Annotated in this window: 17 protein-coding genes; 12 read left to right on the top strand and 5 right to left on the bottom strand. The window is 41.7% G+C overall.

What is annotated here, in order from left to right:
• Window positions 1-197 precede the first annotated feature (197 nt).
• Together EIZ48_RS03365 and EIZ48_RS03360 are read left to right on the top strand one after the other, a co-directional pair.
• Window positions 198-1,154, top strand: a complete 957-nt coding sequence (locus EIZ48_RS03365; RefSeq protein ID WP_160648701.1) for an NAD-dependent epimerase/dehydratase family protein — start codon at window positions 198-200, stop codon at window positions 1,152-1,154.
• Between the two features lie 104 nt (window positions 1,155-1,258).
• Window positions 1,259-2,107, top strand: coding sequence for a hypothetical protein (locus EIZ48_RS03360; protein ID WP_160648700.1), 849 nt, complete (start codon window positions 1,259-1,261; stop codon window positions 2,105-2,107).
• A 54-nt stretch (window positions 2,108-2,161) separates the two neighbouring features.
• Here EIZ48_RS03360 and EIZ48_RS03355 read toward each other — a convergent pair whose 3' ends face one another.
• On the bottom strand, window positions 2,162-4,075 hold the full coding sequence (locus EIZ48_RS03355; protein WP_160648699.1) for a polysaccharide biosynthesis protein: 1,914 nt from the start codon (window positions 4,073-4,075) through the stop codon (window positions 2,162-2,164).
• 259 nt (window positions 4,076-4,334) lie between these two features.
• Here EIZ48_RS03355 and EIZ48_RS03350 point away from each other — a divergent pair, with 259 nt between their 5' ends.
• The 6 genes from EIZ48_RS03350 (at window position 4,335) to cysN (ending at window position 11,210) form a co-directional block, all read left to right on the top strand.
• The gene (locus EIZ48_RS03350) at window positions 4,335-4,898 is read left to right on the top strand and encodes a sugar transferase (RefSeq protein WP_160648698.1); all 564 of its coding nucleotides are present in this window, start codon (window positions 4,335-4,337) and stop codon (window positions 4,896-4,898) included.
• Window positions 4,899-5,578: 680 nt separating this feature from the next.
• Entirely contained in the window at window positions 5,579-6,487 is a 909-nt protein-coding gene (gene cysD / locus EIZ48_RS03345) for a sulfate adenylyltransferase subunit CysD (RefSeq protein WP_205298569.1), read from the top strand.
• A gap of 3 nt (window positions 6,488-6,490) precedes the next feature.
• Entirely contained in the window at window positions 6,491-8,206 is a 1,716-nt protein-coding gene (locus EIZ48_RS03340) for an SLC13 family permease (RefSeq protein WP_160648696.1), read from the top strand.
• Between the two features lie 9 nt (window positions 8,207-8,215).
• Window positions 8,216-8,815 (top strand): adenylyl-sulfate kinase, encoded by a 600-nt coding sequence (cysC, locus tag EIZ48_RS03335; RefSeq protein ID WP_160648695.1) that lies wholly within the window; start codon window positions 8,216-8,218, stop codon window positions 8,813-8,815.
• Window positions 8,815-9,771: a DHH family phosphoesterase gene (locus EIZ48_RS03330; RefSeq protein ID WP_160648694.1), complete on the top strand. Its 957-nt coding sequence runs from the start codon at window positions 8,815-8,817 to the stop codon at window positions 9,769-9,771. The genes cysC and EIZ48_RS03330 overlap by 1 nt, the downstream gene beginning before the upstream one ends.
• A 29-nt stretch (window positions 9,772-9,800) precedes the next feature.
• The gene (gene cysN, locus EIZ48_RS03325) at window positions 9,801-11,210 is read left to right on the top strand and encodes a sulfate adenylyltransferase subunit CysN (protein ID WP_160648693.1); all 1,410 of its coding nucleotides are present in this window, start codon (window positions 9,801-9,803) and stop codon (window positions 11,208-11,210) included.
• A gap of 94 nt (window positions 11,211-11,304) precedes the next feature.
• Here the strand turns inward: cysN and EIZ48_RS03320 are convergent, their stop codons facing one another.
• From EIZ48_RS03320 to EIZ48_RS03305, 4 genes are all read right to left on the bottom strand, one after another.
• Window positions 11,305-13,497 carry a YjbH domain-containing protein gene (locus EIZ48_RS03320; protein ID WP_160648692.1) on the bottom strand — a complete coding sequence of 731 codons (2,193 nt, stop codon included), beginning with the start codon at window positions 13,495-13,497 and terminating at the stop codon, window positions 11,305-11,307.
• Complete coding sequence (locus tag EIZ48_RS03315; RefSeq protein ID WP_160648691.1) at window positions 13,498-14,439, bottom strand: capsule biosynthesis GfcC family protein; 942 nt, start codon at window positions 14,437-14,439, stop codon at window positions 13,498-13,500.
• Between the two features lie 12 nt (window positions 14,440-14,451).
• Window positions 14,452-15,207, bottom strand: coding sequence for a YjbF family lipoprotein (locus tag EIZ48_RS03310; RefSeq protein ID WP_160648690.1), 756 nt, complete (start codon window positions 15,205-15,207; stop codon window positions 14,452-14,454).
• A 238-nt stretch (window positions 15,208-15,445) separates the two neighbouring features.
• A complete protein-coding gene (locus tag EIZ48_RS03305; RefSeq protein WP_160648689.1) occupies window positions 15,446-15,655 on the bottom strand; it encodes a hypothetical protein in 210 nt (69 codons plus the stop codon).
• Window positions 15,656-16,350: 695 nt separating this feature from the next.
• On the opposite strand from EIZ48_RS03305, the gene EIZ48_RS03300 reads away from it, so the two are divergent.
• From EIZ48_RS03300 to EIZ48_RS03285, 4 genes are all read left to right on the top strand, one after another.
• Window positions 16,351-17,499 (top strand): polysaccharide export protein, encoded by a 1,149-nt coding sequence (locus tag EIZ48_RS03300; protein WP_160648688.1) that lies wholly within the window; start codon window positions 16,351-16,353, stop codon window positions 17,497-17,499.
• Window positions 17,500-17,555: 56 nt separating this feature from the next.
• The gene (locus EIZ48_RS03295) at window positions 17,556-17,936 is read left to right on the top strand and encodes a four helix bundle protein (protein ID WP_160648687.1); all 381 of its coding nucleotides are present in this window, start codon (window positions 17,556-17,558) and stop codon (window positions 17,934-17,936) included.
• A gap of 43 nt (window positions 17,937-17,979) precedes the next feature.
• On the top strand, window positions 17,980-18,408 hold the full coding sequence (locus EIZ48_RS03290) for an arsenate reductase/protein-tyrosine-phosphatase family protein (RefSeq protein ID WP_160648686.1): 429 nt from the start codon (window positions 17,980-17,982) through the stop codon (window positions 18,406-18,408).
• 96 nt (window positions 18,409-18,504) lie between these two features.
• Window positions 18,505-20,670: a polysaccharide biosynthesis tyrosine autokinase gene (locus EIZ48_RS03285; protein ID WP_160648685.1), complete on the top strand. Its 2,166-nt coding sequence runs from the start codon at window positions 18,505-18,507 to the stop codon at window positions 20,668-20,670.
• Window positions 20,671-21,077: the final 407 nt, after the last annotated feature.

Below are 21,077 nucleotides of genomic sequence, written 5' to 3'. Positions count from 1 at the left end.
TTGTAAGAGTATATCCACAGTTCTTTGTTGCTTATGGCCATATAAGATTCTTTGCATCGAAAAGAAGAGCTTTGACAAATTGGAATTTTCAATATTCATGAAAATATAAAGCCTTTTGATATTAAGTGAAATATACGCTTTCTGCAAAATCTAGAAGTAAATGCTATTACTAGAATATTTTGAATTTATAAATCTTTATGTGTGAATTAAAAAATAGAATACTAGTTACAGGAGCTAATGGCTTTATTGGGAAGCATCTAATAAAGCGTCTTTTGGTTCATTCAGAGGTGGTTGCTGCTGTTAGAACCGATTTGTCAAGGCTGAATTATCTAGCTAACACCGGTCATCTCGAGGTCGTTCCCGTTGGTAACTTATCAGAAACAACGGATTGGGCTGAGGCTTTAAGTGATATCGATGTTGTCGTCCATCTTGCAGGGCGAGCTCACCAAGTCAACGAAAATCCGTCCAAGTCTCTTGAGTTATTTCGTCGCGTCAACTGCAAAGCGAGTGTTGCGCTATTAGAACAAGCGGCTAGAAGTGGTGTAAAGCGCTTTATATTTATAAGCTCTATAGGAGTCATTGGGAATGTTTCTGGAGCTAAGCCATTTTGCGAGAAGACTCAATGTAACCCGACTGCAGCTTATGCCATCTCTAAGCTGGAAGCTGAAAACTCGTTGATAACATTGGCTGGTGAATTAGGTCTTGAGCTTGTGATTGTTCGTCCTCCGCTGGTATTTGGACACGATGCTCCTGGAAACTTTGGAAGATTGATCCATCTTGTAAAACGCATACCCGTTCTTCCGTTTGGTTTAGTAAAAAACAGAAGAAGTTTTGTCTCAATTAACAACTTGATTAACTTTATTGAAGTTTGCATTGAACATCCAAATGCAGCAAATGAACTTTTTGTTATTGCCGATGAAGATGTCATCTCGACAAAAGATTTGACGGACTATTTAGCGGCATCATTAGACCGAACTATCGTACAGTTTCCTTTTCCACTTAGTGTTTTTCGTTGCTTACTAAAGTTGGTTGGAAAGGAATCTCTCGCTATCCAGTTGCTCGATAATCTTGAAGTTGATGTAACAAAAGCAAAAACTCTTTTGAACTGGAAAGCTATAGAATCAACAAAATCTAGTTTAAAAAATATACTCTGAATCTACTTTTGAGATATCAGCAGTCAAAGTATTGTTATAGTCGCTTATTTATAAGCAAAAAGATTATCCCATATTAATATGTTACCCAAGGACTTTTACGTAACATGATATATTTACATATCGGTCTGCCAAAAACCGCAACATCTAGTTTACAAGAATTCTTATATGAGGAAAGTGATAATTGCCACATAAACTACCTTGGTGTTAACCAACCTCGGGGTCAAGGTAAAGAACATCATTTCTATACTCAGTTAATATGCTTCATGAACTCTCAGACACCTGAGGAATTATCTAAGAATTTAGATGTTTGTAGGAAAACTCTTACAAGTCTAATAAACGGCTCACAGACTCCTTTATTTCTATCTGAAGAGATGTTAACCGTTGATAATTTAGGTATAACCTGGCAAATGAAAATTGACAGGTTGAGTATGTTGTTGAGTGGAATACAATATAAGATTATTGTAACCACTCGTGAGCCAGTATCTGCATTGCATTCCTTTTACACTGAAATATACCATGATGTGAAACTTGATTATCCATCACTTAGTGTGTTCTGTGAATCTAATAATAATGCCAAAATTTATGACTACAATAACTTACGAAGCATATTAAATGATAGCTTTGATATGAGTGAGGTGGTTTTTTTTCCATTTGAAGGTTTAATTAAAAAAAATGGAATTCAAAATTTTCTGTCAGCCATAAATGTTAGCCATTCACCAGATAGCTCTTTAATTGAAACGAATACTAAGAAAAAAACTTCAAACGGGTCTTATACTAGGAAATTATTCTTCAGAGAAAAAATTGATAAATTAGATATAGCCTATTCAAAAAAGGAAAAGCTATATCGTATCTTTGGAGAATGTGAGATTCCTTTTAGTTCTAAATTTATAAAAAAGCTGAGTGGGGATAAGCTTAATCACGTAGAGGTGCTATATAAATCAGAATTATATTAGCGGCTATATCAATTTAAGCGCACAACTAAACTATTACGGTTGTGCGCTTTAGTCTTATATTTGAAGTTGTTTTTCTTTATGATGGCAGTATAGGTGATCTTTTATCTCGCCACCACCCGTATAGCCTGTTGGAGTAGAAATTAGAATATCTCTTACCGCTTCAATGTTAAATTCATGGCAAAATTTGTCTAATTTATTTAAGACAATTTCCATCTCTTTCCAAGTTAGATAGTCCTCTAATGCAGTCATAATTTTAGGATGACTGGTGCCTGCCACATTCTCTCCAATCAACAGTTCCTCATAGAGTTTCTCCCCAGGTCTTAACCCAGTAAATTTGATCTCAATATCACCATCACAGTCGACATCGATTTTTTCAGACATACCCATTAAGTGGATCATGCGTTTAGCAAGATCTAGAATTTTAACAGAGTCGCCCATATCAAGGACGAATACCTGACCATTATGTCCAATTGAGCCTGCTTGAATAACTAGCTGAGCCGCTTCAGGGATTAGCATGAAGTAGCGCGTAATGTCTGGGTGTGTAACGGTTACAGGTCCGCCTTTCTTAATTTGTTCTCGGAACAGCGGAACGACTGAACCAGACGAGCCTAATACGTTACCAAATCGGACCATAGTAAAGTTAGTTGTTACTTGTTCAACAGAAAGGGCCTGCAGTACTAATTCTGCCATGCGTTTACTAGCACCCATTATGTTAGTTGACCTAACGGCTTTATCTGTTGAGATTAAGACAAAGTTATCAACATTTGCGTTTATTGCCGCTTTGGCAGCAAACAAGGTCCCAAAGATATTATTTCTAACACCTTCAATCATATTGTATTCGACAATTGGAACATGTTTATATGCAGCTGCGTGGTATACCGTGTTTATTTGATATATGCGCATCATTTTTTCTAGTCGATTGCTGTGCTGTACGGAGCCAAGAGCTGCAATGATAGTTGTTTCAACATTCGTGTAGAGAGCGATTTGTTTTAGCTCTTTTTCAATTTGATACAAGTTATATTCATTAAGCTCAAACAAAACGAGTGTTTTGGGGCTGAGTTTGATGATTTGTCGACAAAGTTCAGAGCCGATCGAACCACCGGCACCTGTTACCATAACACTTTTTCCAAAGATACATTGTTGCATTAATTCGTGTTTAGGTTCGACTGAATCTCTTCCTAGTAAATCTGCAATGTCTAGATCTCTTACTTCTGTTTTATCTGCTCGACCTAATGCTATATCCTCAACTGAAGGAACAGATTGGATCGCTACTGGCCAGTTTGATAGTTTATCAACAAGGCGTAGCCGTTCGCCTTGTCTAATGTTGTTAATTGCCAGTAACAGCTTTACAGGCTGATATAAGCCATTTAGTTTTAGGAAGTCTTTGCTGTCATAGACCCGTAAGCCGTAGATTATGTTTCCAATCTTGTTTGGGTCATCATCAATGATTGCAACGGGATGGTATTCTGAACCTTGTCTTAGCGCATAGGCTAGTTCTCTACCGGCTACCCCGGCCCCATAAATTAATACGTTATCTTTACCTTTGCGATAGTACCGATCGAAATATGTTCGAATCAGGATGCGTGGCCCTCCTAGGAGGATCATTGCAATGCCTGCATAGATGGCTGGTACGCTACGTGGTATGAAAGAGTGTAGGTAAAAGCTCGAAATTGACAACGCCAGTGATGATGCGACAACAGCTAAAAAGATGTGTCCAATCGCTGGAACAATCATATATCTCATGACTGCCCGGTATAAGCCTAGCTTGGTAAAGACAATTAGCGTTACAGCGATGGTGATAACAAAGCTACCTACCTCTTCAAGCTCCATTGGGAAGCTGATCACACCTAATCGTAAAGCGATTGACGCATATAGAGCAAATGCTATAGCAAAAATATCATAGCTTAGGGTAAGAATGCGCTTGATTGTACGTCGAGCACTGAAGAAAGATACAACTGGCTGAAACATGATACTATACCTATTGAAGCAGGCCTCGTATTCTAGTCTCAATTTGTTTGATAAGCTAGGGTTCAGTACCGAAAAGCATCATAGTATATCTACAGTTTGAAGTTCGTATGTTATTCGTCTTAAGGTTGTTACTCCTGCTGTAATGGCTGATCGGGTAGCTCCTCTGTGGTATCATCTTTTTATTGTTTCTAATGATTTTGCCATTAGCTAACTGTAGGCCGTTATTAAGAGGTATTGAGCATACAGCTCCCAAAATGTTATGAACCAACCAATTATTCGTTTAATAGATTTAACGCTATCTTTTTTAGGCCTTTTACTTCTTTGGCCTATTTTGTTGCTTGTGTGTGTGTGTGGTTTTTTTGACACAGGCTCACCAGTTTTCCGTCAAAAGCGAGTAGGGAAGAACGGTAAACCTTTCGTTTTGATCAAGCTACGTACTATGCCAATTTCGACAGCCTCTGTTGCAACCCATATGGTTGATGCAAGTTCGGTAACGAAATTTGGGGCTTTCTTGCGCAAGTCAAAGCTTGATGAGTTACCACAATTGATTAATGTACTTCGCGGTGAAATGAGTTTCGTTGGTCCTCGCCCTAGTTTATATAATCAAGAAGAACTGATTGAAGAACGCAATAAGCGTGGTGTATTAGATGTACTGCCGGGGATAACGGGGCTGGCGCAAGTCAATGGTGTAGATATGTCCGTACCCAAACAACTCGCTAGCTTAGATGCTGAAATGATAGAGACTTTTTCACTTTCTCTCTATTTTAGATTGATCCTCCAGACTGCAACAGGAAAAGGTTCTGGCGATAGGGTTAGGTCATAGCTGTAGGCTTGATGATAATCAATTTAAAAAAGACAGGCACCTTGAAAAAGCTGCCTGTCTTTTTATTGATTATTCTAGCTATTAGCACTTAAATACTTGCGTTTATAATCTGATGCTTTAGCAAATATTAAAGTAGGAATTGATATAAGAAGAAACCCAGCTGCATATGCTAGGTTTTCATTTTCCAACAGTTGATATCCACTTATCATGAAAATCACTAACAATGTGATTAAGTTAAACCCGTGAATATAAGGGTGTTTTACAGTGAAATGAGCATATGCTTTATACATGCTCTAACCTCTTTCTACAGTGAACGTTAGAATATTGTTATTTTTTCTTCCACTCTATTGATGGAAGTGTCATTAGTTGATACTACTATATTTACGACCCATATCCTGCATTTAAAATGCACTTTACGCAGAGGTTCACACTTTTGTAGTCGTTGAGCAAATGCGTGAATTGTCTGTTCTCTTCGTGAAGTATGCATATGCCCGATACATCTTACGATGTATGAAACGAATGCGGCAATGAATGTTACTTTAAGTCTTTTTGACGCCTATCTTTCGCAGACGTTGTGGTAAGAGAACTTTTTACTGTTTACAATAGTAACCTCATACTCACGATGAAGAGTCCTGTGGCTTTTATATAAATCATCACGGATGTAACCAAACACGATGAAAATGACACCTGAGAAATTAACCCATCTAAAGCAGCTCGAGGCTGAGTCGATTCACATTATTCGTGAAGTAGCTGCTGAATTTGACAACCCTGTGATGCTCTACTCGGTAGGTAAAGACTCTTCCGTTATGCTTCATCTTGCCAAAAAAGCTTTTGCTCCTGGAATACCTCCTTTTCCTCTTATGCATGTTGATACAACGTGGAAATTCAAGGAAATGATTGAATTTCGTGATTACATGGCTGGCAAGATGGGGATGAATCTAATTGTTCATCAAAACCCTGAAGGGCTTGAAATGGGCATTAATCCTTTTGTTCATGGCAGCTCAGTACATACAGATATCATGAAAACGCAAGGGTTGAAGCAGGCTCTCGACAAACACGGATTCGATGCCGCTTTTGGGGGGGCTCGTCGTGATGAAGAAAAGTCTCGTGCAAAGGAACGAGTATACTCTTTTCGTGATGAGAACCACCGCTGGGATCCGAAAAACCAACGTCCCGAATTGTGGAACATTTACAATGGAAAAATCAATAAAGGGGAAAGTATTCGGGTCTTTCCTTTGTCAAACTGGACGGAGTTAGATATCTGGCAATATATCTACTTGGAAAATATCGAAATCCCTTCTTTGTATCTTGCTAAGTCACGTCCTGTAGTTGAGCGTGATGGCATGTTGCTCATGGTTGATGATGAGCGAATGGAGATTAAAGATGGTGAAGTTGTCGAAGATAGAATGGTACGTTTTCGAACTTTGGGCTGCTATCCACTCACCGGTGCGGTTGAATCTCAGGCGACGACGTTGCCCGAAATTATCCAGGAAATGCTTTTGACTACAACTTCTGAGCGTCAGGGGCGTGCCATTGACCATGATAGCTCTGGCTCAATGGAAAAGAAAAAACGTGAAGGGTATTTCTAGTCAGTGCTCATCACCGCAATAGTCATTTTGGGGCTGATATTTTTGTTAATATTCAGCCCTTTCAAAGCAAGTTTAGTATTTCTTGCTGCTGTTAGTATCCTTTATGTAAACGGTGTTGTAGATCAAGGTGTTGTTCTTGCCAACAGTGTGAATAGCTCTGTGATCACTTTACTGTTATTACTGCTTGCGTCTTTGGCGCTTGAACGATCGATATTGCTTGTGTGGCTTTCTAGCAGGTTGCTTCATACCCGCTACCGTTGGACCGTATTGCGCTTAGCGATAGCGACAGCATTTAGTTCTGCGGTGCTTAATAATACAGCTGTTGTCGCGACATTGATGAGGAGTGTGTTAACTAATCAAGATCATCCTCCGTCTAAATTATTAATACCACTGTCATATTTTGCTATTCTTGGTGGGACGCTTACTCTTATTGGTACCTCGACCAATTTAGTTGTTAATGGATTAATAGAAGAGCAAGGTCTCCCCAGCTTATCCTTTTTTAGCTTTTTTCCTGCCGGGATAATTTTGCTTTTAGTGTGTGGTACTGTTGTCATGGTAATGACGAAGTCACTACCCGTGAATTCAGTTCTGGGCTCTTCGTACGAGCGATATTTTCTTGATGCAGAGGTGAAACCTGGTAGTAAGTTGATCGGTAAAACTGTTCGCCAGAATGGATTACGAGCATTAGATAGTTTGTTTTTGGCAGAGATCGTTCGTGGTGGCCGACTGCTTTCACCGGTAACGCCTGATATGGTTGTTGAAGTAAATGATAAGCTGGTTTTTACCGGAAAAGTCAGTGAGGTTAAGCAGCTAAAGGCGCTTCATGGTGTAGAGTTATTTGCTGACCGAAGTGAACTGCTTAGCCAGAACTTAACAGAGGTTATCGTAAGTCCTGAGTCGGTGCTGGTAAACAAAACTCTGAAGCAGACGGACTTTCGCTCTCGCTTCGATGCGGCAGTAGTCGCTATTAGCCGCCAGGGCCAATCTTTATCTGGAAAGTTAGGTGAACAGACAATATTAGCTGGCGATAAGCTTGTTCTTGCTGTGGGTAAAGATTTCAGCAAGCGTCAGAATATCTCACGAAACTTCTTTTTGCTGACAGGAAAGAAAGTACGTGAGCCGCTTTCTTTGTTACAGAATATATTGGCTGTTTTGGGCTTTTTCTCTGCCATACTCTTCTCTGCCTGTACGTCGCTAACCCTTGTTGATGCTTTGGCCGCTTATTTAATTCTATGTGTGACCGCCGGTATCCTTGATGGAACTGCGATTCGACGGCAGTTTCCGTTTGAATTGTGGGTTATTCTTGTTTGCTCTTTGACGATAGCCTATGCATTCACATCGACCGGGCTTGCAACTGCAGTGTCTGACCAATTGTATGAGATACTGGGGGGGCGCTCAGTTTACTTTGCTTTTGTAGGTGTCTTTCTAGTAACTGTCTTACTCACGGAAACAATGACCAACAGTGCGGCAGCCGCGATTATGCTACCCATTGGATTGGCGTTTTCGGATACATATGGAGTTCATTACCTGCCTTTTGTTATGGCCGTTGCTTATGCGGCAAGCGCCTCTTTTATTAGCCCGTTTGGTTACCAAACTAACCTGATGGTTATGAATGCGGGTAATTATCAATTTAAAGATTTTGTTAGAGTGGGTTGGCCTGTCACTGTTGTATATAGCATAGTGGCTATTGCCATTATCCCAGTCTTTTTCCCGTTTTAAGGAATTATAATGTCAGATGTAAATGTTGTGTGGCATGAACATACAGTCAGTCATCAAGAGCGAGTAACACTCAAAAAGCAGCAACCGGTGGTGTTATGGTTCACAGGTTTAAGTGGCTCAGGAAAGTCAACGATTGCGAATGCTGTAGAACGTTTGTTGCTTGATAATGGAAAACATAGCTATTTGCTTGATGGTGATAACGTACGTCATGGCTTAAATAAAGATCTTGGCTTTAGTGATTCCGAGAGAGTTGAGAATATTCGCCGCATTGGTGAAGTTTCTAAGTTGTTTGTAGATGCCGGTAACATAGTGCTAACAGCTTTTATCTCACCGTTTAGAACTGATCGCAGCCAAGTGAGGGACATATTGGGCGAAGACCAGTTTATTGAGGTGTTTGTTGATACTCCGCTAGAGGTTTGTGAATCACGAGACCCTAAAGGTTTGTACAAAAAAGCACGTGCTGGCGAAATTAAGCATTTTACCGGGATCGATTCTGCCTATGAAGCGCCCCTGTCTCCGGAGCTTCATGTTAAAACAGACGGTATAACCGTTGAACAGTGCGCCAAACTGGTTCTGGATTATCTCGACGCAAAAGGGTATTTACGCTAATGCATTATGATGTTTTCAACGGCGATGCTGATGGTATTATTGCTTTGTTGCAATTACGCTGGGTTGAGCCTAGAGAAAGTACTCTGGTAACAGGGGTGAAGCGTGATATCAAGCTACTCAAGCAAGTGCCACAAAGTGCAACTTCGGTAACTGTACTTGACTTATCTATGGAAAAAAATGCTGAGCCGCTGGCTAGCTTGTTGTCGAGTGACACCTCTGTCTTTTATTGTGATCATCATCGTTCGGGGATTATACCTCAGCATGACAATTGCGAAGTACTTATTGATGTATCACCTGAAATTTGCACTAGCCTGCTGATTAATCAATACCTTGGTGATAAGTACATCTATTGGGCGATCGCAGCTGCATTTGGTGACAACTTACATTCGGTTGCTTACGCCATGGCAGAAGTGAATGGTCTTGATGAAGAGCAAACAGCATTTTTATGTGAGCTTGGTACGTTGATTAACTATAACGGTTATGGTTCATGCCTTGATGATTTGCATATTGCACCAGCAGACTTGTACCATCAACTTCAGCCTTATCAAAATCCTTTTGAGTTGCTCAATAACCCTGAATCGCCATACTTTCACCTAAAAGCCGGTTATGAAAATGACTACAAGCATGTGAATGATTTGCAGCCGTATGTGGATACTGTGTTTAGTACAGTTTTCATGCTGCCCGCAGCGGTATGGGCCCGACGTGTAAGTGGTGTGTTTGGTAATGAGTTGGCTAACCAAAACCCGAATAAGGCTCATGCAGTTTTAACAATGAACCCTTCTAACACCGACTATACCGTCAGTGTTCGTGCGCCGTTATCAAATCGTACAGGCGCCGATGAGATTTGCTGTCAGTTTCCGACGGGAGGGGGGCGTAAAGCCGCTGCCGGTATTAATGCTCTGCCAGTAGAGCAGCTAGATGTATTTGTTGAAACACTGAATCATTTTTATCAATAATAAAGGTATTGATAGTACAAGGAACCCCCATGTCACACTCTTCTAAACTAATAGCAACGGATATTGAAGCGTACTTGAAGGTACATGAAAACAAAGATTTGCTACGCTTTTTGACTTGCGGAAGTGTGGATGACGGTAAATCCACACTGATAGGTCGATTATTGTATGACAGCAAACTGATCTATGAAGATCAGATGGCTGCCATTGAGAAAGATTCACAAAAGTTCAATACGACCAATGAAGCATTCGATCTGGCGTTATTGGTTGATGGGCTTCAGTCAGAGCGCGAGCAAGGTATTACGATTGACGTTGCCTATCGTTATTTCTCAACAGATAAGCGTAAGTTTATCATCGCTGATACTCCCGGGCATGAACAGTATACTCGCAATATGGTAACAGGGGCTTCAACCTGTGATTTGGCAATTGTGATGGTAGATGCCCGCCATGGGATTCAGACCCAGACTCGACGTCATAGCTATATTTGTAGCTTGCTGGGAATAAAGCACATTATTGTTGCCATTAACAAGATGGATTTGGTGGGGTATGACCAGGAGGTGTATCAGAACATCAAGGCTGATTACCGCAAGATGGCGGAAGGGTTTGATATAGAAGATATTCGCTTTGTCCCTATCTCAGCATTGAAAGGTGACAATGTTGTTACCTCTAGCGAGAAAATGGACTGGTATCCTGGCGCGACGCTGATGAAGTTACTGGAAACCGTCAAAGTAGGTAAAGATAAAGATCTGGAGCGTATGCGTTTTCCTGTGCAATACGTCAATCGGCCTAATCTTGACTTTAGAGGCTTTTGTGGAACGTTGGCTTCAGGCATTGTCAATGTTGGTGATGAGGTTGTTGCTCTTCCGTCAGGCAAAACTTCGACCATTGAACGTATTTATACCTTTGATGGAGAGTTGAAGCAGGCTCACCCGGGTATGGCGGTAACTCTGACCCTTGAGGATGAAATTGATATCTCTCGTGGCGACATGATTGTTCACCCTGAGAGCCAACCTGAGTGCATTAGCCAATTTAAGGCAAACATTGTCTGGATGGATGAAGATGCGCTCAAAGTTAATCGCGAGTATGGCTTTAAGTTTGCCACGAAAAGCTGTTCTGGAAAGGTCGCTCGACTAGGCTACAAGATTGATGTTAACACCTTGGAGCAACACGAGCAGGATTCTACGTTACTTCGCTTGAATGAGATAGCGGTTGCTGATATCTCACTATCAGAAAAAGTGACGGTTGATAAATACCAAGAGCTCTCGCAAACAGGCTCATTTATCATTATTGACCGTATGACGAATGTTACTGTTGGTGCGGGTATGGTCAAAGAATTGTCGGCAGCCAAAGCGACAACAGAAAAAGTCTATACGCAGGCTGAAGTTGAACTGAACGCTTATATTCGTAAGCATTACCCTGAGTGGGGGTGTCAGAAAATATAGCCTTGCTGATAAGCTGCAATGAATGAAAATAAGAAAGCGAGAGGCCATCCTCTCGCTTTTTCTTATTAGGGTACTTAACAATGCATGCCGATACTTAGTTTATCGCCTTACGTCCATACCATGGGTAGCGTGCATCGGTTACACTGAATAGCTGGTATTTGCGATTAAGCATCTGTCCACCATCGCGGGTTAGTGGTAACCAGGAAATCGTAGCTCGATTGGTACTTGGTTTAACCGTCATGATGTCAAACGGAATAGAGACATAAAACCCTTTGTTGTAGCTCCCTTCACCGAACTCTTCAGCAGACAAGTTTGTTTGTGCGATAAAGGCACCGGCTATAACACCACTGTCAAACTGTTTAGAGAAGTCGACAGTAACTCCCTTATCCTCTGTCAGGTATTGGCCAGCACTGATTTTGAACAATGTATTTGGTAGCCACTCCCATTGAGGTTGGTAATACACAGTCGCGTGGCCTGTTATTGCGCCCGTTTGTACCCGATAGTCTCGGTTGGTGATAGGATCAAACTGAACTTCCTCAGTGAAAAAGCCAAACTGAGAGTCCGGATCACGCTGAATGACATAGTTAGCATCTACACCTACGGCCCAGTTACTGCCTTGAGGGCGATAAAGTATTTCACTGCCGACACCACCGAACATCATCTCCAGGTAGCCTCCGTAAGCCTGGCTATACCAGTTGTCACCGAGGCGATCCATCCAGGTCAGCTGAAGATTATTCATTCGAACAGGATTGTCGTTGATATACTGGCGAACCAGGGTTCGAACGCGTTTGAGATCGGTACCATCAGGCGGGACTTCGTACAAGAATTTGTCGTAGTTGTCGTAGATATTGAAGTAGACAGAGCCGCCGAGTTCAACATGATCGCCAAACCAATAGTTGGCACCGGCATTGATGCCGATATTGAACATATAGAAGTTCTCTGAGCCACCAAAAGACTGTTGTAGGGTAGGGGCAACACTGACATCCCAATCTTTGTCTGATGAGGCAATCAATGAGCCTTTAGGTGATTCTGGCACGTCAACTATTGCAGCATCTTCGACTTTAGCATCAAAGTATTCATGGTTTGCCACTTTTAAGAACTGCTCGCTATCAATTCGCGTTTCGGTGACAGCCTGGCGGTTTGATGTTTCAACTAAGCGGTACTCTTTTGCCTCAGGGACGTGATTGGCAATGAGAGTTCCCGCGCGTAAGTGCGCCTCAGATCTATCACGGTATTTAGTTTGCGGCGCTACAACGGTTACCGTTTCTGAGTCACTATAAATTGATGGGTTCTCATACCCAGCAATTTGGTGTAGGTCTTGAGCAAGCTCAAGCCACTCCTCATTACTCAGTTCACTTTTTTTACCATTCGGGTGTGGTGTATGCTTTTGGTATGCAGGTAGCGGTTCGTCTTGCCAAATTGCTTTTAGGTCATTGAAGTTGGTATTTAGGTTAAAGCCGAATGTCCAGGTATTGCCGCGCTCATAGCTAACACGTAAGTCCCCCCAGTCACCTAGGCGATATAGCGCACCATAGTTGAATTTGCTGTCCTGAGTCATGTCGATGCCACCACGGGTAACCGGGAAGTCACTGGCATAATCGTTGCCGTCATATTCAACTTTTAACCTCAGCGGCTGCCAAGGGCTTTGATATTCCACTCCACCAAAAACAGCGCTACATCCACTAAACCAGCGATCAAAATCAACACTACCGCCTTTACCTTTATACTCGGTATTACGATTACAATCATTGCTGGCTGTTTTGTCACCGGTTAAATTTGCACTATTGCCAATATAGCCCCAACCGACTCCGACAGTGAAATCAAATGGGCCGATATGTTTGCTGGCTGCAATGAACTCACCATCAAATAATCCGGTGCCACCGAAATCACGTACACCGATTGAAGTTTCAGGTATCCAGTAGCTCTCCTCGAGTAAGCGAACTTTGAAGTCAATTCCCTTGTCAGTATATTTTGTATCATCACTAAAGCTGGGGTCGTTACTATAGAGAAGATCTTGCACTAAGGTATAGCGGATCGTAGATTCCAGCCAAGGCAGTAGCTGCAGTGACACGGTATAATGATGGTATTCATCATTAAATGTACCACCAACGTTAAACTCACCTTCAGCTGCGGCTCGTCCTGTTGGCATTTGAATCAAACCTACACCACCAAAATCGGATTGGGATGGCTGGAATTCCGGGTAGCTAAATTCATCGGCATGGCTGTGCAATATCGGTAACATCGCAACGGTAAGCGCTGATAATGAGGTTTTTAATGTCTTTTTCATTTACGGAGCCCGGTTCCTTAGCAGGTTTACAATGTCCTCGTTGATGGTGTTGAACTCATCGGGTAGAGAGGAAAAGCCAAGATATATTGTCGCTCCCGGGGCTATCTCAAAATGTTTTTGATTCCAGTATGCGATAGGGTGTTGCTCAACTTGTCCATCGGGTTGAATGACCCAGACTTCGCTGTTAGCCGAATTATTGAGTGTCACAGCATGTTTGAGATAACTATTGGCGTTTCCGCGTTCTTGCCATGAAACAACTTTGGGCTCGGTTACCGCACCTGTGATAAGCACTGTGCTTGGGCGAGAAGGCAACACTAAGGTCATATCATTGTTAACCAAAGGGTTTTTTGCAGGCTCAATGCGTACGATGTCGTAATCAAGAGGTGTAAAGATTCTTTGGCCAACTTTTAGATTTTCTATGTACGCAGCGAGTTTGAAAGCGGCTTGACTTTGTTCCTCTTCCCATTCTCTTTTCCCGACGCTTGCTAATTGTTTAAGCTGGTTAACTACACGTTGCTTCTGAGGATGAGGAAAACGCTCAAACAGGGCCGCACCAGTCCAGAAAATGTCGTTTGAAGAAACAAGTTTAGTCTGCTCTTGAGAAAGCGGTAGTTGATTAATATTGACAACACTATCACTCAATATTTGGTTAACTCTTACCGGTACAGGGTAGTTAAGTTCTAATTGGTGTTTGCTGTCTAGTGATGTTTTTACTGTAATCTTAACTGGCTGGTTTTCTCTAGATGCAACGGCGTCTTCATGAGAAGGGGCTTGAGCCATAAGATTTGAGCTGGCGATTAAGCTTGCTACTACAAAAGAGATAGGTAAAAAGATTTTCAAAAAATTAGGTTTATATCTTTTTTGATCCCGCTTCCTTTGAGCAATAGGTGAGGTGGCGGAGATAGCCAAACCAGCAAGATTTCTGAATACGAGCAGAGTCATGTTCTTTCCGTGTTATGAATAAGGCTTCAATAAAGTAATTTCGACATATGGCAAGCTAGGTGCGATCTTTTGCCGGCTTTTTAGTACTTTTCCTGTTTGCGGATGCAGCCAGAAGTCATTTTGATACTCAGTGTTCAAGCTGGAAACCGTCACATTTTCAGTGAAGTACAGTGCCTTAATAGGCCTTTCATTGACGATAATTACTGCGTCCTTCTGACGAGTAAATTCGGATTGTAATGTATAGCCAAAATGGTAACCAGGCTGCCAATCAATCTTGCGTTGCCAGATTGTTGGTGTTGAAGGCAGGTGAAGCCCTAGTACAAGGGGGTCCGGCTGAGAGCTGATAGTCTCGATAAGATTACCTTGAGGAAGATTCAGGGTTTTCACTAATCGCCCGTTTTCAGTCACTAGCATTCCATTGTCGGAAGACATCCACTTTAGTTGCGTTGTATGTTGGAGAGAGGCTTGTTGGGCTGAGACCTGTTTGATTGATGCTTGTTGTGATGTAGCTTGATGCTTGCCTAATCTTGTTTTGGGCTCAGCAAGCGCTAACACCATAAAGGCTTGAGGGCCATCACTCACTTTCGCATAAATGCTTGCATAAGGTAGGTTGTTTACATCATCTTGATCCAGCCAAATATCTTGTTCACCAAAAAGTGCGACCTTAATCGTGTCGTTGACATCATTAAACTTTTGGCTGCAGCCTGTTATCGCAGCTGAGATTAGAACTACACAAAGACAAAGAATAGAACGTTGAAGTGATCGCATCCGAGTTGAAATTATCCATTAGTTAAAAATGAGGCCTGTTATAAACAGCTTGTTTAAAACAATGTGTCTAAAGCTAATAATAACCGCACGGGTGTGCGGTTATGTGGTGCAGCTGTCTCGTTTTTATATGCCCAAAAGCAAATTTAGCCTTGAGCTGAAACAGATGTTGTAGTTGAGTTACCATTGTCGCTAGCGTCAGCTACGGCAACAGCAGCAACTGTTACAGCAGCAGCTGCTGCTACTGCTGTTGCTGTAATGCCACCTGCTGCAGCAACAGATGCGCCAGCCGTACCTGCAGCTGCGCCAGTAGACGCGCCAGCAGTCGCTGCAGTGGTAGAAGCAGTACCAGCAGTTGCTGAAGAAGTAGCGCCAGCAGTAGTTGCTGTCGATGATGTGCTACCTGCGGCACCTGCTGAAGTTTCAGTAGCTGCGAACGCAGAACTAGCAATAGACATAGCTGCTAGTAATGCTATTGTGGTTTTTTTCATCCTATTCCCTTATTTTTATAAAATTACAAAAATGCGAAGTCACCTTCACTGGCAATGATATGAGCTATTTGGATTGATGGCAACGAATACACATAATTGTCGTCAAACTATTTTAACTTCCTCTAATAATAAACTTTACGCATGATGCTTAGGTTTGGAAGAAGATTAAATGGCAAAAACAGTACTATTAATACGGTAGCAGAGGATTACTTAAGTGGTGGGGCGATGTTTTTATTAGTTGCATCAGCGCGTTGCCAATTTTTTGAGGTTGTGGACTAAGATGGTTTATCAAAAATCCAGTTCCTATTAAGCTGTGTTTTGTGTAAAATAGTGACCGTTTTTATGTAAGCGTATTACACCCATGAGATGTCAATGGCTTACAAGTGGTTACTCAGATGAATTTTTGAGTTGGCAAGCACGGTGACTCTCAGATAGTAGACATTTAAAGCACATTGGGAGCTATAACCCAAGGGCGGTAGCGTGCATGAAATAGTCATTTTGTGGCCGTTTTCTTTATCTGTGATCTTAAATGTTTGTAATATTGTACTTGGTTGCTTCGTGGATGAAGAGCCAGATGCAAACCCAAGAAATCTGCTCCCGTGTTGTTTTACAATAAGGGAGCAGCCCTTCATTCATTGGTACTGAATCTTATAATATGGATTTCACAAAAAAAATTCTAATAACTGCAATGGCATCTGTCATGCTGGTAGGCTGCACGGTGCCTGGCGCTCATTTAACCGTTGATGACAAGAAAGTTATCAAGGCTATAGATCAAGATAATGATATTTCAGAACAGGTGAATGTTTACCCTCTGACAGCTAGTGTCGTTAGCCAATTTAAAGCACCTAAGGTTTATTCTCAAACTAACCCCAGTTTAGATGCTGAAGTCGCTCGCTACAGGTACAGAATAGGACCAGGTGATATTCTAAATGTGACTATTTGGGATCACCCTGAGTTAACGATTCCTGCGGGCTCTTATCGTAGCTCAAGTGAATCCGGTAACTGGGTTCATGCTGATGGTACTATTTTCTATCCTTATATAGGCATAGTTAAAGTGGAAGGTAAAACAGTTACCGAAGTGCGTGATGAAATGGCTAAACGCCTTGCAGCTTTCATCGAAAGCCCGCAAGTAGATGTTAATGTTGCCGCTTTCCGTTCCCAAAAGACATATATCACCGGAGAGATCAGTACTCCGGGCCAACAAGCCATTACAAACGTGCCATTGACTTTGTTAGATGCTATTAACCGTGCTGGTGGTCTTACTGCTGATGCAGATTGGCGTAATGTTAAGCTGACACGTAATGGTGTTGAAGAACATATTTCTTTATACGCTCTTATGCAGCGCGGTGACTTGACTCAAAATCGTCTGCTCCGTCCAGGTGACATTGTTCATGTTCCTCGCAATGATGCCCAGAAAGTCTTCGTAATGGGAGAGGTTAACGAACCTCAACTGCTTAAGATCGATCGTGCCGGAATGAGCCTAACAGAAGCGCTCAGCAATGTTGGTGGGATTAATCAACTTTCGGCTGATGCCACTGGTGTTTTTGTTATTCGCGGTAACAAAGATGGTTCAATTGAGAGTAATGACGCTAATCAAACTCTTGCCAACATCTATCAGCTCAATATTCAAGATGCATCCGCTTTATTGATAGGTACTGAGTTCGAGCTTGAACCATACGATATTGTCTATGTGACAGCGGCTCCAATCACACGCTGGAATCGTGTAGTTTCGCAGATCGTTCCTACAATCAGCGGGTTTAATGATCTGACTGAAGGTGTACTGCGGATCAGAAATTGGCCGTAATAGTAGGCTAGGTCCTAGGTTGCGAGATCCTAGATGTCAGGTAGGTGTTAATTGGTATGGAATATCAAAAACTAACCGTTTGGCAAGAGAGCTTTAGTCTAGCAGTGTCGATTCATAGCGCCTTTAAGACTTGTCGTGATTATGGCTTGAAAGACCAAATCTCACGATCTGCTGTTTCAACACCTTCGAATATAGCTGAGGGAGAAGAGCGGGAGACAAGAAAAGAGTCAGTTCGTTTTCTATATTACGCGAAGGGATCGTGTGGTGAATTAGTAACTCAATTGATGCTTGCTAAAGAGTTTGGATATATTGAGTCAGACTTAGCTGATTCGCTATTGGTTCGAGCGTTGAAAATCAGCAAAATGATCGCTGGACTTATAAAATATCGTAGTGGCTCGGTAAAAGAACCTAGTGCTATCTATGATAATTTTGAATAACCATGCAGGATCCAGGACCTAGGACCGCCTTTAGGAAAAGCTAATGTTCAACAAAATCCTTGTCGTCTGTGTTGGCAACATCTGCCGCTCACCATCAGGCGAATTTTTACTAAAAAAGTTACTGCCCAATAAGCATATTGCATCGGCGGGTGTTGGGGCTTTGGTTGGTAAGCCAGCCGATAAAATGGCGGCTGAGATTGCTACAGAGCACGGTGTGAGCTTAGAAGGTCATAAAGCTCAGCAGCTTACGAGTGAATTGTGCCGAGAGTACGATCTTATTCTTGTGATGGAAAAAGGTCATATAGAAGCCGTTACTAATATAGCTCCTGAAGCCCGAGGAAAGACAATGTTGTATGGCCAATGGATTGGCCAGAAAGATATCCCTGATCCATACCGTCAAAGTCGTGAAGCTTTTGAGCATGCTTATGCTCTGATCGAGGAAGCTGCATATGCATGGGCGAAAAAAATTTAACAGGAGCAAGATTAGAGGTTCGAGTAACGAGTGAAGATACTTCTCGTTACTAGCCTCTCTCTTCTCATAACTTAATTCTCATTACTGGAATTTTCAATGAGCGTTACACAAAACACCCAAGTCAAACAGGCTGAATCAGACGAGATCGATCTGGGGAAGCTGTTTGGCATCTTGCTAGATAATCGCTGGAATATCATTGCGATTACTTTCATTTTTGCCATCACTGGAGTGGCATATGCGCTGCTGGCGACACCCATTTATAAAGCGGATGCACTTATTCAGGTTGAAACCAAAAGTTCAGGAATGCCAGCTCTGGGTGAAATGGGAGAGCTATTTGCTTCTGAATCATCAGCGACTACCGAAATTGAGATTATTAAGTCTCGTATGATTTTGGGAAAAACAGTTGATAAGTTGAATTTAACGACTGTTTCCTCGCCCAATTACTTGCCTGTTATTGGTAAGGGACTAGCTCGTATCCAAGGTAAGCAAAATGCGATCTACATTAGTCGTTTTGAAGTACCTAGCCATGTTGATGAGCCTGAATTTACGCTATTAGTTACGGATTCTGAAACAGGGCTTTTTGAATTAGTAGATAGTAATAAAAGAACTATATTATCTGGTCGCGTTGGTGAACTATCACAACGAGGTGAATTTGCAATATTTGTGAGCCAATTAGCTGCAGATGATAGGGCATCATTTACTGTACTAAAAAGAACTCGGCTTGATGCTATTCAACGGTTACAAAAAGATCTATCCGTCAGCGAACGTGGTAAGCAGACTGGAATTCTTCAGCTATCGCTGATTGGTGAAAATCGTCGTAATATCAAAGAAATTCTTAATGATATAAGTCAGAATTACTTCCTGCAAAATGTCGAGCGCAATTCTGCTGAAGCCGAAAACAGTTTAAAGTTTCTTAGAGCCCACTTGCCTGATATCAAAAATCAGCTGACACTTTCTGAAGATCAATTGAATCAATACCGACAAGATAATGAATCGATTGATCTAGGCCTTGAAGCCAAATCTACATTAGATGTGATGGTAACCATTGAGGCTCAATTGAATGAATTGACTTTTAAAGAAAGTGAAATCTCTCAGCGATTTACTAAAGAGCACCCTGCCTACATATCTTTACTTGATAAACGTAAGACTTTATTGGGCGAGCGTGATCGTTTGAATTCACAAATTCAAAAATTACCAAAAACACAACGTGAGATATTGCGTCTTACCCGTGATGTAGAAGTTAATCAACAAATATACGTGCAATTACTGAATAAAGTTCAAGAGCTGAATATTGTTAAAGCTAGTACAGTAGGTAATGTTCGTATTCTAGACTCAGCACAGTCGTATACTCGTGCAGTGAAGCCTAAAAAGCCGTTGATTGTGGTGTTAGCTACTTTTTTGGGTGGGATGTTAGCTGTGGCTATTGCTCTTCTTCGCGCTGTTTTCCACCGTGGTGTGGAAAACCCTGATGAGATAGAAGCGATTGGTTTGCCTGTTTATGCAAGTGTGCCAATGTCTGATTGGCAGATAGAGCTGGAGAAAAACCAAAAAGGTAAGAAGCCGTTAACAGTTGAGGAGACTTTATTGACAGTTTCCAATCCAGCTGACTTGTCTGTTGAAGCCTTAAGAAGCCTTCGTACTAGCTTACATTTCGCGATGATGGAAGCAAAGAATAATATCTTGATGATTTCAGGTCCAAGCCCTGGTATCGGTAAATCATTTGTATCGGCAAATATGGCGGCGGTAATCGCAAAATCTGGCTCAAAGGTCTTAGTGATTGATGCCGATATGCGAAAAGGTCAGATGGAACGACAAATGGCTGTCGGGCATAAACCAGGCCTTTCTGAGTATCTTAGTGGTCAAGCTCAAATTGAATCCTTACTTAAGCAGCCAGGATTGGAAGGGTTGGATTATATCGGTCGAGGTAATGTACCTCCCAACCCCTCGGAACTATTAATGCACCCTCGCTTTAAAGCTTTAATGGATTGGGCATCAGAAAGTTACGATATGGTAATAGTCGATACCCCGCCAATTTTAGCGGTTACAGATCCTGCTATTGTAGGAGCTCATGCTGGTACTACCTTGCTTGTTGGTCGTTTTGGTCAGAACTCAGTTAAAGAAGTTGAAGTAGCAAAGCAACGCTTTGAGCAAAATGGCATTGAAGTTAAAGGCTTTATTTTGAATGCAGTTGTTCGTAAGGCTAGTAGCTATTACGGAGGTAACTATGGTTATTATAACTACAGTTACGATTCTGAGAAATAGGCTTGGCAACGTATTAAAGGCGTTGTATTAGCCTAAGGTTCCAGATCTGATCATTCATCTTTGACTTCAATTAGAGCGTTGTTTAGAGTTCATATTATTTCGTATAATGTAATATGTTGAAGGTATTGTGAGTCTAAGAGCGAATCTGGCTGAGATTTCGTTTTTATTGATAGGTTTCAGCAATGAGCACACTAAGTCATTTGGTCCTCATGTATTTTGTCAGTAACCTTCGTTAGTAGTTCAAAGCTCACGATGCCTTTCCTCACTATCGGTGCTGATATTCGTAGCAAGGAAAGAGTATGCATCCCCTTAGACTAAGAGTTTAATGTGCGATACGGCTGAGTGTGATTATGAGTATCGCTAAGCATGCAATCACTTTCCTTTTATTATAGTCACTTCGGCAAAGG

Origin of the sequence: Photobacterium alginatilyticum, assembly GCF_009910675.1 — a bacterium.
GTDB lineage: Bacteria > Pseudomonadota > Gammaproteobacteria > Enterobacterales > Vibrionaceae > Photobacterium > Photobacterium alginatilyticum.
The sequence above is the reverse complement of the archived record's forward strand: the minus strand, read 5'-3'. Positions and strand labels throughout refer to the sequence as shown.

What these genes read in the sequence shown, in the direction of transcription:
- EIZ48_RS03365 (WP_160648701.1), top strand. Translation starts at nt 198, where the DNA reads ATGTGTGAATTAAAAAATAGAATACTAGTTACAGGAGCTAATGGCTTT.
- EIZ48_RS03360 (WP_160648700.1), top strand. Translation starts at nt 1,259, where the DNA reads ATGATATATTTACATATCGGTCTGCCAAAAACCGCAACATCTAGTTTA.
- EIZ48_RS03355 (WP_160648699.1), bottom strand. Translation starts at nt 4,075, where the DNA reads ATGTTTCAGCCAGTTGTATCTTTCTTCAGTGCTCGACGTACAATCAAG.
- EIZ48_RS03350 (WP_160648698.1), top strand. Translation starts at nt 4,335, where the DNA reads ATGAACCAACCAATTATTCGTTTAATAGATTTAACGCTATCTTTTTTA.
- cysD (WP_205298569.1), top strand. Translation starts at nt 5,579, where the DNA reads ATGACACCTGAGAAATTAACCCATCTAAAGCAGCTCGAGGCTGAGTCG.
- cysC (WP_160648695.1), top strand. Translation starts at nt 8,216, where the DNA reads ATGTCAGATGTAAATGTTGTGTGGCATGAACATACAGTCAGTCATCAA.
- EIZ48_RS03330 (WP_160648694.1), top strand. Translation starts at nt 8,815, where the DNA reads ATGCATTATGATGTTTTCAACGGCGATGCTGATGGTATTATTGCTTTG.
- cysN (WP_160648693.1), top strand. Translation starts at nt 9,801, where the DNA reads ATGTCACACTCTTCTAAACTAATAGCAACGGATATTGAAGCGTACTTG.
- EIZ48_RS03320 (WP_160648692.1), bottom strand. Translation starts at nt 13,497, where the DNA reads ATGAAAAAGACATTAAAAACCTCATTATCAGCGCTTACCGTTGCGATG.
- EIZ48_RS03315 (WP_160648691.1), bottom strand. Translation starts at nt 14,439, where the DNA reads ATGACTCTGCTCGTATTCAGAAATCTTGCTGGTTTGGCTATCTCCGCC.
- EIZ48_RS03310 (WP_160648690.1), bottom strand. Translation starts at nt 15,207, where the DNA reads ATGCGATCACTTCAACGTTCTATTCTTTGTCTTTGTGTAGTTCTAATC.
- EIZ48_RS03300 (WP_160648688.1), top strand. Translation starts at nt 16,351, where the DNA reads ATGGATTTCACAAAAAAAATTCTAATAACTGCAATGGCATCTGTCATG.
- EIZ48_RS03295 (WP_160648687.1), top strand. Translation starts at nt 17,556, where the DNA reads ATGGAATATCAAAAACTAACCGTTTGGCAAGAGAGCTTTAGTCTAGCA.
- EIZ48_RS03290 (WP_160648686.1), top strand. Translation starts at nt 17,980, where the DNA reads ATGTTCAACAAAATCCTTGTCGTCTGTGTTGGCAACATCTGCCGCTCA.
- EIZ48_RS03285 (WP_160648685.1), top strand. Translation starts at nt 18,505, where the DNA reads ATGAGCGTTACACAAAACACCCAAGTCAAACAGGCTGAATCAGACGAG.